Annotated in this window: 9 protein-coding genes; 8 read left to right on the forward strand and 1 reads right to left on the reverse strand. The window is 38.5% G+C overall.

The features are described from left to right. The first annotated feature begins 160 nt into the window (after positions 1–160). The 4 genes from ACSC97_RS02465 (at position 161) to chrA (ending at position 4,520) form a co-directional block, all read left to right on the forward strand. Entirely contained in the window at positions 161–844 is a 684-nt protein-coding gene (locus ACSC97_RS02465; protein WP_194597206.1) for a hypothetical protein, read from the forward strand. A gap of 11 nt (positions 845–855) precedes the next feature. Then, positions 856–2,001, forward strand: a complete 1,146-nt coding sequence (locus tag ACSC97_RS02470) for an XRE family transcriptional regulator (protein ID WP_194597205.1) — start codon at positions 856–858, stop codon at positions 1,999–2,001. Between the two features lie 243 nt (positions 2,002–2,244). Continuing rightward, on the forward strand, positions 2,245–3,165 hold the full coding sequence (locus tag ACSC97_RS02475) for a chromate resistance protein ChrB domain-containing protein (protein ID WP_436659142.1): 921 nt from the start codon (positions 2,245–2,247) through the stop codon (positions 3,163–3,165). A 2-nt stretch (positions 3,166–3,167) separates the two neighbouring features. Then, positions 3,168–4,520, forward strand: a complete 1,353-nt coding sequence (chrA, locus tag ACSC97_RS02480; protein ID WP_194597203.1) for a chromate efflux transporter — start codon at positions 3,168–3,170, stop codon at positions 4,518–4,520. A 159-nt stretch (positions 4,521–4,679) separates the two neighbouring features. On the opposite strand, the gene ACSC97_RS02485 is transcribed toward chrA, so the two are convergent. Beyond that, on the reverse strand, positions 4,680–5,345 hold the full coding sequence (locus ACSC97_RS02485) for a hypothetical protein (RefSeq protein WP_061403653.1): 666 nt from the start codon (positions 5,343–5,345) through the stop codon (positions 4,680–4,682). A gap of 168 nt (positions 5,346–5,513) precedes the next feature. On the opposite strand from ACSC97_RS02485, the gene ACSC97_RS02490 reads away from it, so the two are divergent. The 4 genes from ACSC97_RS02490 to ACSC97_RS02505 all read left to right on the forward strand — a co-directional run bounded on the left by ACSC97_RS02490 (position 5,514) and on the right by ACSC97_RS02505 (position 13,298). Beyond that, positions 5,514–7,517: a type I restriction-modification system subunit M gene (locus tag ACSC97_RS02490; RefSeq protein ID WP_436659145.1), complete on the forward strand. Its 2,004-nt coding sequence runs from the start codon at positions 5,514–5,516 to the stop codon at positions 7,515–7,517. A gap of 2 nt (positions 7,518–7,519) precedes the next feature. Continuing rightward, entirely contained in the window at positions 7,520–8,815 is a 1,296-nt protein-coding gene (locus ACSC97_RS02495; protein WP_436659147.1) for a restriction endonuclease subunit S, read from the forward strand. A 140-nt stretch (positions 8,816–8,955) separates the two neighbouring features. Then, complete coding sequence (locus ACSC97_RS02500; protein WP_436659149.1) at positions 8,956–9,996, forward strand: Abi family protein; 1,041 nt, start codon at positions 8,956–8,958, stop codon at positions 9,994–9,996. 17 nt (positions 9,997–10,013) lie between these two features. Beyond that, the gene (locus ACSC97_RS02505) at positions 10,014–13,298 is read left to right on the forward strand and encodes a type I restriction endonuclease subunit R (protein WP_436659151.1); all 3,285 of its coding nucleotides are present in this window, start codon (positions 10,014–10,016) and stop codon (positions 13,296–13,298) included. Positions 13,299–13,301 lie beyond the last annotated feature (3 nt).

The raw sequence follows: 13,301 nt of genomic DNA on the forward strand, positions 1-13,301 counted from the left end.
CTAAATCCTACGAATATACCTACCAATCGATATTATTGTTTCTTATAAATCTTGAAACAATTTAATTTCTATTTTTTTAACCAAAAACTATGAATATTTCTATTTTTTTCACCTAAAAATATGTATGCTGAATAAATGATAAGCTAATAGAGCCAATTTTATGCAGCCATTATACCTAACAATTGATGATCCACTTGATGCCCAAAATAGATTAAAAGAAGTTTTTGATTTTGACTCGAAGGTTTTACTTGGAGTCATAGAAGATGGTTTTACAGCACGTAATGAGACAACAAGTAATCACCCTAAAATTTATGGTGGCTATAGGCATTTTGCTGAAGGAACCGCTTTTTTAAGAGAACGACTATTAACCAAAGGTTATTCAAAATACACCCAAGGGAACTCTGAATGGGTTCGTAATGAGAAACGAGGGATTTTAATTAGCTTTATGGCGGGAAATACATGTGTTGGATTAAAGGGACAAACTCCTTCAAATACAGAATCCCTAAAGATTGGAAAGGTTGCTAGAAATAGAAATCCCAAAGGAAGTATGTTTGCTAAAATTGCGAATGCTCAATTACATGGTGACATGTTAACTGAACAAGCAGTTGTAGACACTTGGTGCTGGGTTTTGATGTACTACATTGATTATAAAAACAAAATAATTAGAAGCGAGCTATCATGCCCCTCAAAACTCACAGACAATGGTAAATTCTTTGCTGAGTACCATGAAAGAATTATTTTAAAAGAAATTAGTTTCGATCCTGAGTCTGAATTTGATAGTATTCTTTCCCCTGTCCCAACTCCCCCGTCGATTGATTTTGAAATCAGACGCAAAAATGCTTAAGAGGCAATATTATGTTCAATATGGGTCGTTTCGATCTCGCTCGTCAACGTCGTGGTTTGACCAAGAGAGATTTGGCTCATCAATTAAACGTAACTGATAGAACTGTTTCAAACTGGTATAACAACCAAGAAATTGATGAAAGAATTTTAGAAAAAGCAGCTGAGATTCTCGATTTTCCTCTCAGCTTCTTTTATGGAAATGACGTAGAAAAAATTCATGTCGAATCTGTTAGTTTTAGAGCACTATCTAAAATGACAGCTAAAAAAAGAGATATGGCAATCAGCCAAACTATCTTAGCTGAAATGATCAGTGACTGGATTGATCAGAACTTTGAGTTGCCACTTCCCAATGTACCTGATTTACATGAATTAAGAAGCGACTTTTCTACGGATACAATTGAATCATTAGACGAAGCTAATGAGGATGAGGGTAATTATTATCTTGAATACTCTTATCCTGAAGCATGTGCCGATACAGTAAGAAAAGCTTGGGGACTAGGAGAACAGCCTATTCCCAATTTAATTGCACTTTTAGAGTCTAAAGGTATTCGAGTTTTTTCTCTTACAGATGAAGCTCAAGATGTTGATGCGTGCTGTAGATGGACAAGTGGCCGCCCATTTATTTTTCTAAATACATCCAGAACAGCTGAAAGATGTCGATTCGACTTAGCCCATGAACTAGGTCATTTAGTTATGCACAAACATGGAATAATTGAAGGTATCCACGTAGAACAAGAAGCAAATGCTTTTGCTTCCGCCTTTTTAATGCCACGTAGAAGCCTGCTAGCAGATCCGCTAAGAATCCCATCATTAAAAAGTATCCTGTCCAAAAAAGAGATATGGCAAGTTTCTGCTGCTGCCTTAACGTATCGTTATAGTAAATTAGGTATTATTACTGATTGGAATGCCACAAGTATTTATAAACAATTAGCGCAACGAGGACGAAATAATGAACCTAATCCAATCGCCCATGAGTCTTCTCTTTTACTCGATAAGGTCTTTCAAGTTTTAGCTCAGGAAAAATTTGATCTATCGAAGTTAACAAATGATCTATGTCTGCACCTAGACGAGGTTAACAATCTTACCTTTAATCTGGTAAATAAATATCAAAATTTAGAAGCACTACGACGCCGAAGCCAGTTAACAATTTTGGACTAATATTTCATGTAAAAGAGAACGTTAAAAGTTCTCTTTTTTTTAAAGAGTACTTTTTCAAAACTCTCACATTTAAGCAATTTATGCCTCTTTAACACTTACATTATCAAATCATCTTGTGCCCTATAGAAACTTCAGTTTTACATTCATCTTAATATCTATTCTGATATAAGAAATCATTTCTTCATATTTGTACCACAATAAAAATAAAAGTAATATACTAAACAAATAAGTTAAGTATATAACATGAAAATATCTTTACTCATATCCTCACTGCCTACGCAGAACACAACCACTCGAATGAGAGTCTGGCGATCTCTCAAAGCAAGTGGTGCAGCAATTCTAAGAGATGGGGTCTACTTACTCCCTATTTCGCATAGTGAAAAGTTTGACCCTATTGCTAATGATGTTATTTCAGAGCAAGGATCTGCTTATATATTTCATGCTGAGCAACCCTTAAATATTGAACTTGCTCCTTTTTTCAGTCGCAAAGAAGAATACGACACTCTCTATAAACAACTCTCTGAGTTAAGAGATCGACAGACTAAAGATGAAAAAAAAGAGCTACTCAAGCAAGTTCGTAAATTAAGAAAAAGTATCGATGCGCTTGTAGAAATTGACTTCTACCCCGATGAGACTCAGGCACAGGTTTTGAATGAGCTATCTTCATTAGAACTTTCAATTGCACGTCTTGGTGAAGTGAATGAGCCTCAAGCGATACAAGCACATATTCAACTTCTAGAAAAAGCTAGTTATCAAAATAGAACTTGGGCAACACGTAAAAGACCTTGGATTGATCGTCTAGCCTCTGCATGGTTAATCAAAACATTTATTGATACCTCACCAACATTCATTTGGTTAGAAACACCGAGTGACTGCCCAGAAGAAGCATTAGGATTCGATTTTGATGGTGCAACTTTCAGCCACATCAATAATTGGGTGACCTTCGAGGTTCTTTTACATAGTTTTAATTTAGAAACACCCGCATTAAAGAAAATCGCTGAAATTGTTCATTACCTTGATGTAGGAGGGATTGAGCCTCCAGAAGCGATCGGTATTGAAAAAGTTATTCAAGGAATTCGAAGTCAGATAAGTGATGATGACCAATTATTTGCATTATCGAATCACATTTTCGATGGCTTATATGCCAACCTATCAAGAGAATAATCATGGAACAAGAACTTGTTATACAACCAGAACAAGAGGTACTGTCAGTTTCATTTTGGCAAGCATTCCTATTCTGGTTGAAATTGGGGTTTATTAGTTTTGGTGGGCCAGCAGGACAAATTGCGGTCATGCACCAAGAACTCGTTGAACAAAAACGTTGGATTTCAGAAAAACGTTTTTTACATGCTCTTAACTACTGCATGTTACTGCCTGGGCCAGAAGCACAACAATTAGCAACTTATATTGGTTGGTTGATGCATCGAACCATTGGTGGATTAGTTGCAGGAATCCTATTTGTTTTACCATCTTTATTTATCCTGATAGGTCTTTCATGGGTCTATGTGAGATTTGGTGATGTTCCTATTATTGCAGGTCTTTTCTATGGGATTAAACCTGCTGTTGTTGCTATCGTTTTTCATGCGACATATCGGATTGGTAGCCGATCATTGAAAAATAAGTTTTTATGGGCAATCGCTGCGCTTGCATTTATCTCTATATTTTTCTTTAACTTGCCATTCCCGTTAATCGTTCTAACGGCTGCGATCATTGGATATTTAGCAAGTAAAAAATATCCAAACGTTTTTACAGGCGGAGGTTCACACCAACAAGGTAAAAAAGATTATGGTCCCGCATTCATTGATGATGATACACCTACCCCAAAACATGCAATATTTAGTTGGAAACATTTAGCTAAGATACTTTTGATTGGAGCAATACTATGGCTTGCACCAATTATCAGTTTGATTTCAACGCTTGGTTGGGATCATGCTTATACTCAAATGGCTTGGTTCTTTACTAAAGCTGCATTGCTCACATTCGGTGGTGCTTATGCAGTATTACCTTATGTTTATCAAGGTGCTGTTAATTTTTACGGGTGGTTGAGTCCAGTACAAATGATCGATGGATTAGCCCTTGGAGAAAGCACCCCAGGTCCTCTGATTATGGTTGTTGCGTTTGTAGGATTCTTAGGTGGCTTTAATCATGCTCTGTTAGGCAATGAGCATCTGTTCTTAGCGGGTGCGCTGGGTGCTATGATTGTGACTTGGTTTACTTTCCTGTTTTCTTTCATTTTTATTCTAGCTGGCGCACCAGTGATTGAATCAACCCATAATGAATTAAAATTTACTGCACCTTTGACGGCAATCACTGCCGCTGTTGTTGGTGTAATTTTGAATCTTGCACTTTTCTTCAGTTACCACGTTTTGTGGCCAAATGGATTCGACCATCCATTCAACTATGAAGCAATGGTTATTGCGATAGCAGCATTTATTGCCTTATTTCAATTTGAAGTCAAAGTCATGTATGTCATTTTTGCTTCAGCATTCTGTGGCTTAATTTTGTATATTGGTACATAAATTTTTAGCTTTAATAAAAAAGGCTATTTGCATTTTAGGGTGGGGTTTTTATAAATCTCACCTTATTTTTAACTTAACAAACTCTAATTTTGCAATCTAAGGTTGAAACTACTTGAGCTAATCGTTTTTAAAATTTGCATTATAAGGTTGAAAGTGAGTTTAGCTTTTTAATAATCCTTTTAGTTGACTCAAATATTCATTTGTTTTTTGTTGAGCATTTTCTTCTGATAAATTCAAATCAGATTGAATCTTAATGATGCTTTGTTCAAACTTGCTCAATTCCAAATCACTCAATCGTTGCTCATCTTTGTACATATCTATAGTTGCTCGACACAAATGAATGAAGTGTTCTGTTGTTTTGTGCTGATAATTACAACAAGCATGAATGATATTTTTGAGTCGTCTGTGGCGTAGCTCAATATTGATTGGTTTATAAGTTGGATGACTTGCGCTAAAAAATAGTGCCTTATCTATGGCATCACCGCTATACCAACCTTTATCCAAATTTTCTTGTGCTGCTTGAATGTAAATTTCTGCTACTCGCTTCCTGTCAGCCAAAATGTATTTCTCAATTTCAGCTTGGTCAGTTAAAAGCTCAATTGGTTCAAACTGAACTTTAGTGCCGTATCTGTTTTGGGTAGATTGATCATTTACTCGCAGAAAAATGGTTGCACCTATTTTTATATCTGCTAGTACGGTATTTTTGACAAGTTGGGCTTGATAATTTTTTACACTACCGATCAGTTCAGCTTGAATATACTTTGTTCCAATTTTTAAGATACGAAACTGTCCAAATGCTGTCATTTTTTCTTGCTTATTTGGCATCTCACACCAAGCCTAATGATTATCCTGTGATAAATTTTAACATTAAGTCTTTATTATGAAATAAAAAAGTAGTCAGATTTGAATTTTTTAAATATTGTATTTCAAGGTTGAGAAATCTACCTTTATTGCATAATATTTAACTATTGCAAAATAAGGTTGAAAAACAAAATGGCTTCTGCACCAAACAATACCGAATCTACACTGGCAAGTTTTATTTGGAACAATGCAAATGATCTTTGGGGTGATTTTCCGCATACAGAGTTCGGTAAAATCATTTTGCCCTTTACGGTATTAAGACGTTTGGAATGTGTACTTGAGCCAACTAAAAATGCCGTTCTCAATACTTATAACCAATTCAAAGATCAAGGCATGATGATGGATGACATTCTCAAGAATGTGAGTGGGAATCCGTTTTACAATACCTCTAATTATAATTTATCTAATTTAGGTGGAACAAAAACAAAAGCCAACCTAGAAGATTATATTGCTAACTTCTCAGATAACGTGCGTGTGATCTTTGAACAGTTTGATTTCAATACAACGATTAACAAGCTTTCTAAAGCGAATTTACTGCTACGCATTTGCAATAATTTCGCTGCCATCGACTTACATCCGAATGTTGTTCCTGACCGCACCATGAGTAATGTCTATGAACATTTGATTGCAAGATTTGGTGCGGAAGTCGGTACGGGGTCTGAGGACTTTATGACTCCGCGTGATATTGTGCATTTGGCAGCGACTTTATTGCTTGAGCCTGATAATGAGCTGTTTGAACAAAAGAATGGTTTAATCAGAACTATCTATGATCAAACGTGCGGTACATCGGGCTTCCTAACCGACATGATGAACTATGTAGATGGCTTTAAAGACCGCTATAAAGTTGCCCCTGTACTTGTACCCCACGGACAAGAATTACAGCCTGAAACTCATGCTGTCGCATTGGGTTCAATGCTGCTAAAAAAACTAGAATCTGACCCAAGCCGTGATTTATCGCAAAATATTAAATTGGGCAGTACCCTCAGTAATGACTTATTTGCAGGGCAGCGTTTCCACTATCAATGTTCTAACCCGCCTTTCGGTATGTCATGGGCGAAAGATGCCAGTGCGGTTCAATTAGAGCATAAAGAAAAAGGCTTAAATGGGCGTTTTGGTGCGGGCTTGCCTAAAGCCAGTGACGGCTCAATGCTGTTTTTACAAAATCTGATTTCCAAACTAGAACTGCCTGAAAATGGTGGTGGTCGTGGTGCGATTGTGCTATCAGGTTCACCATTGTTTAACGGTGGTGCTGGCTCAGGCGAGTCGGAGATTAGACGCTTCATTTTAGAAAATGATTATCTCGAAGCAATTGTGGCATTGCCGACTGATATTTTCTTCCGTACAGGTATTGGTACATATATTTGGTTGATCTCAAACCGTAAACCTGAACAGCGCAAAGGCAAAGTACAGCTCATTGATGCTACAGGCATGGGTTCATCTATGCGCAAGAATGAGGGCAACAAGCGCAAGTTTATTGACCAAAATTCGATTGATGAAATTAGCCGTATTTATGCCGACTTTGAACAAAGCTCAGTCAGCAAAATTTTTGACTATACCGATTTTGGCTATCGCAGAGTAAAAGTCTTGCGTCCTTTGCGTATTGATCTTCAATTTGATGCGGAAAAACTGGAATCGTTTAAAGCATCGAAAGAGTTTGGCAAGTTATCCGACAGCGACCAAAATGCGGTATCGGCTTATATTGAGCAGCAGTTTGGTGACAGCAAAGACTATGCTTGGTTTGACAATACATTCCTGAAAAATCTCCCCCTCAGCAAAGTCAGTAAGGGCTTAAAGAATGCTTTGATCGCTGCGTTTGGGGTGCAAAATCCTGATGCCGAAGCCGTAGAAATTAACGGTGAAGTGCAAATGGACAGTGAACTTACAGATTACGAGAACATCCCGCTAAATCAAGATATTGCTGCATATATGGCAAAAGAGGTACTTCCTCATGCGCCTGATGCGGTAATTGATACCAGTTATACCGATAGCAAAGACGGTCAAGTGGGTGTGGTAGGTTATGAAATTAACTTTAACCGCTATTTCTATGTATTCGAGCAGCCACGCCACCCCAATGAGATTATGGCGGAGATTAAAGAACTGTCTGCCGAAGTAGCACAATTACTTGGGGAGATTTAACAATGCAGTTTAAACAGTATCCAAGCTATAAAGATAGTGGTGTGGAGTGGTTAGGTGAAGTACCTGAGCATTGGCGTATATCATCATTAAAAAGATACGGTTATTTTAAAGGTGGCGCAGGATTCCCTCATGCCTATCAAGGAAACACTGAGGAAAATATACCATTCTTTAAAGTAAACTCCCTATCTAAAGATAAGAGATTCTTGTCAAGTTTCTCTGATTTTGTTGGTGAAGAAACCGCAAAAAAACTTGGAGCAAAAATTTTTCCCAAAAACTCTATATTTTTTGCAAAAGTTGGAGCTGCATTACTTCTAGAAAGAATTAGAACTAATCAACAACCATGTTGCATAGATAATAATATGATGGGGTTTGTAATCCAAAATGAGCTAAGTTTTGATTTTGCATTTTATCTAATGAGTTTAATTGATTTCAAATACTTAGTTAATCCCGGTGCTGTGCCATCAATAAATGAGAGCCAAATATCTAGTTTTTTAATATCCGTTCCTCCAATATCAGAACAAACCCAAATATCAAACTTTTTAGAACAAGAAACCACCCGAATTGACAACCTGATTGCCAAGCAAGAAAAGTTAATCGAACTTTTAGAAGAACAGCGTAAGTCGATTATTTCTCATGCTGTGACTAAAGGTTTAAATCCTAATGCACCGATGAAAGACAGTGGTGTGGAATGGTTAGGTGATGTACCTGAGCATTGGAATTTAAAAAGGTTTGGTTATCTTTTTGATGAAAACAAAAAGAAAAATATTGGCTTAAAAGAAACTAATGTTTTGTCTTTAAGTTATGGAAATATTAAAGAAAAGAATATTGATGACAATAAAGGTTTATTGCCTGAATCCTTTGAAACTTATCAAATTATTGAACCAAATAATATTGTTTTCCGCTTTACGGATTTGCAAAATGATAAACGTAGTTTAAGAAGTGCTATCTCAAAGTATCACGGAATTATTACGTCTGCATATATTGCCGTCAAAACCAAACAGAATGCAGATTTTTATAATTATTTGTTTCGTGCTTACGACTTACAAAAAGTATTTTATTCGATGGGCGAAGGTATGCGTCAATCTTTAAAGATGGACGAATTAAATAAAATGCCTGTTGTTTTACCAAATAAAGATGAACAAACCCAAATCGTTTCATTTCTCGACACCGAAACTGCCCGAATTGACAACCTTATTGCCAAGCAAGAAAAGTTAATCGAACTTTTAGAAGAACAGCGTAAGTCGATTATTTCTCATGCGGTCACAGGCAAAATTGACGTAAGGGAGTTTGTGGCATGAAATTCTTGGTAAATTGTAAATCTAGCTTTACTTTTGGTCGATCATATTGCATGATTCTTATCAACATACCTGCCATGCCTATGTTCAAGTTCGCTTGTTCACGCACAAATCGGCAGGTTTTTTTTGCCTGAGAAAAGACGATGGTTCAATTCACTAAACAGGCAAAAAGCAATCAAGAACACCTCCAAACATGGCAAGACCGTGGCTTGATCATTCCCGATCTTGCACGGGCAGACCGCTATTTAAGCTTTATTGGCTACTATCGCCTATCTGCTTATACCATTCCTTTTCAGCAAGCAGTCACAGCCAATTCAAACGTATTGCATCAATTCAAAGCCAATACCACATTTGATGATGTACTCAACCTGTATATCTTTGATCGGGAGTTAAGGCTCTTGGTCATGGATGCGATTGAACGCATTGAAGTCGCAATACGGGCGCAAATTTGCAATGTGCTGTGTCATCTTTCCAATGATGCTTTTTGGTATACCGATGAACAGCATTTTAGCTATAACTATGCCCACATGCGTTTGCTTGCCAGTATTGAACGGCAATTACTGGAAGAAAAAAGCCGTTTAGAGCGTGACGAGAAAGCCATTGATCAACGTAAATCTGTATCACAAGCTGATAAAGATGCTTTAAAAGACAAAGTGCGTAAAGAAAACTTCTTACGCCACTATTTATCTAAATATGACAGCCCGAAATTACCGCCTTCGTGGATGATGATTGAAATGCTGACTTGGGGCGAACTCAGCCATCTTTATGTTGGACTCAAATCGACTCAAGCCAAAAAACAGATTGCTCAAAACTTAGGAATACATGCCGAAGTTTTAGAATCATGGCTGAAAACCCTGAATGATGTACGCAATATTTGCGCCCACCATAGCCGACTATGGAATAAAGAACATGGGCGAAGTATCAAGATTCCAACTTCAAATGCAATTCAATGGCTTCAACAACCAATCATATTAAGTAATACCGCGATTCGCTATGAGAAGCGTACCTATATGCTTTTGGTGGCAATACAAACCTTACTGTATAAGATCAGCCCAAATTCAACATGGGCAAAACGACTCAAAGACTTAATTGAGCAGTATCCATCACTATCTAAAGCCAATATGGGAATGCCTGAGTTATGGCATCAAGACCCGTTTTGGCAACACGCATTACAACAGAATTAAAAATTAGGGGAAAAAGCATGAATATTTTGGCAGACAAAGCCCATTACGAAAGTCACTTAGAAGCCTATATTGTGCAAAAACTGCAAGCGCAAGGTTGGGTGGTTGGGCAGAGTAAAAATTATCATACCGAGTATGCACTCTATCCCGAAGATTTAATCACATGGATTCAAGCGACACAGCCTGAAAAGTGGGAAAAACTGCAAGCACTGAATGGTAGTAATACCGAAAAACGCATCATCGACCGCTTGGATGATGAACTGAATAAGAAAGGCACGATTCATATCTTCCGCAATGGCTTTAGTATGGCGGGCGCAGGCACAATCGACCTCAGTGAAAGCGCACCCGAAGATGGACGCAATCAAGCTGTCATTGACCGCTATAACGCCAATATTCTGCGTGTTGTTCCACAACTCAAATATCATCCTTCTAAAGATGCAGGCATTTTGGACCTTGTGTTCTTTATTAACGGCTTGCCAATGGCAACGGTAGAAATAAAAACCGAGTTTAACCAGTCTTTAGAAGATGCCATTGAGCAGTATAAAAATGACCGTAAGCCGATAGACCCTAAAACAAGACGTAAAGAGCCATTGCTGACACCTAAGCGTGGTGCAATTGTGCATTTTGCTTTGTCTGAATCTGAAATTGCCATGACCACGGCTTTAGATGGTGAAAGCACCTATTTCTTGCCGTTTAATAAAGGTAATCAGGGACATGCAGGCAACCCCCCTGCGGATGTGGCTAAAGGTGAAGATTATCCAGTGGCGTATTTTTGGGATTATGTCTGCCAACGTGATAATTGGCTGAAAATATTCCATAACTTTGTCTATGTGGAAAAGAAAAATAAAGTCGATCTATATGGCAACTGGACTGTACAGGAACGCTTGATTTTTCCACGTTACCACCAGTTTGATGCGGTGAATAAAATCATTGCCGATGTGCAAGAAAAAGGCGTAGGACTGAATTATCTGTGTGAACATAGTGCAGGCTCAGGCAAAACCTCTACGATTTCTTGGGTGTGTCATTCACTGGTGCGTTTGCGTCACAATGACGGTACACCGTTTTATAACTCCGTCATTGTGGTGACAGACAGAACGGTACTGGATGACCAGTTACAGGAAGCCATTCAACAATTAGACCATCAGAAAGGCTTAATTGCTGCGATTAACCGTGATGACAAAGAACATGCAGGCAAATCTAAAAGCAAACAGCTTGAAGATGCACTGTTGTCCAATAAACAGATCATTATTGTGACCATTCAGACTTTCCCGCATGTGATGGAAGCGATTCTGACCAATACCAGTTTAAGCGACCGTAACTACGGTATCGTGATTGATGAAGCACATACCTCGCAAACAGGCTCAACGGCATCTAAACTACAAGCGACATTGGCATTGCAGTCGGGCGAAGCAATGGCGAATCTGACTGTTGAGGAACTACTTGAGCAGATTCAAAAAGCGCGTGTACAGTCCAAAAACATCAGTCACTTTGCCTTTACTGCAACTCCAAAACACTCGACTAAAATGCTGTTTGGTCGTACCAAAAATGGCGAGCCTGCCAGTGATGATAATTTGCCTGAATCGTTTCACCTGTACCCACAACGCCAAGCCATTGACGAAGGCTTTATTTTAGATGTATTGCAAGGCTATGTGCCGTACAAGACAGCTTTTAAGCTCGGTGGTGATGCAGTTGATGATGATAAACGAGTCAACTCTAAAGCAGCAAAGAAAGCCTTAGCCCGTTGGATGGCTTTACATGCCACCAACGTCACACAAAAGGTGCAGTTTATTATTCAGCATTTCCACCACAATGTTGCCAATTTGCTTAATGGTCAAGCCAAAGCCATGATCGTGACCAGTTCACGCCCTGCGGCAGCACGTTATAAAATTGCCTTGGAAAAATATATTGAAGATAACCCTGAATACAGTGCCTACCGTGTCTTGGTGGCATTCTCAGGCAAACTTACGGGCAAACAGATCAGCCATGAAGCAGATGGTGATACAGAAAATGGGGTGCTATTTCGAGTTGGTGAAGATGTTGAATTTACCGAAGCCAATATGAATGCCGATGCACCTAATTCTGATTTACGCATCGCATTTGACCGCCCTGAATATCGCTTAATGGTAGTGGCGAATAAATTCCAAACAGGCTTTGACCAACCTAAACTCTGCGCCATGTACCTTGATAAAGTCATTGCCAATGAAGTTGAAGTGGTACAAACCTTGTCACGCTTAAACCGTACCACCACAGGCAAAGATCAAACTTTTGTAATTGACTTTGTAAATGACCCTGAATGGATTTTAAAGTGCTTCAAAAAGTACGACAACGGGGCAAAAATGGTGGATGTGCAAGACCCGAATGTGGTTTATACCATCAAAGACAATATTGAAGAACTTGATCTGATTACCGAAGATGATTTGGAGGAGTTTAAAGCAGCTCGTTTTAAAACTATCCGCGATATTAGTAATCATGATTTCAAAGAAACCACACATCCCGACCTGTTTAAAGCAACCGATCGTGTCGCCCGCCTGTTTAACCAAAAACTGAAAATGCTCAAACAGGCGATTGAGCTACAGGAAACTGCATTTGATCAAGCCAAAGCAGACGGTAATGATGAAGGCGCAGAAAAAGCCGAATTTGAGCGCAAGCAATTAGACGTAGAATTACAAACCTTGATGCGCTTTAAGGGCAATTTGGATAAGTTTAGCCGTATTTATTCCTATGTAGCACAGCTTATTGACTTTGGCGATCCTGAACTTGAAAACTTCTCGGCATTTACCAAGCTCTTATCCAAACGATTAAATGGTATGTCTGCTAAAGAAATTGATATTTCAGGCTTGGTACTGACTGGCTTTGGCATCTTTAAAAAGAAACTTAAAACCGATGATACCGATCATCCCGAAGCGGATGAACCTCAACCATTAGCCCCCATCCAAGGTACAGCCAATGGTGATTTACAGCCAACCAAAATGACTTATCTGAAAGAAGTTATTGATCTTATTGCTCAGACTTTTGGCGATATTTCTACCCGTGAAGAACAGGTGGTATACATCAATCATTTAGTAACCATTCTACGAAATAACGATGTAGTTATGGCTCAGATTGAAAATAATCCTGAATCCACAGCCTTGCAAGGTAATTTGCCATCGGCAACGAAAGGCGCAATTATTCAAGCACTGACCTCACATCAAGACTTATCAGCATTGTTGCTCAAGACCGATGCACAAGCGATGCAGAATGTGATCAAGGTGCTGTATAAGCTGCTAAAAGATGGTGAAACCATTGATGTGCATCGTCTAACATAACGG

This window comes from Acinetobacter sp. P1(2025) (assembly GCF_051390655.1).
GTDB classification, from domain to species: Bacteria; Pseudomonadota; Gammaproteobacteria; order Pseudomonadales; family Moraxellaceae; genus Acinetobacter; species Acinetobacter junii.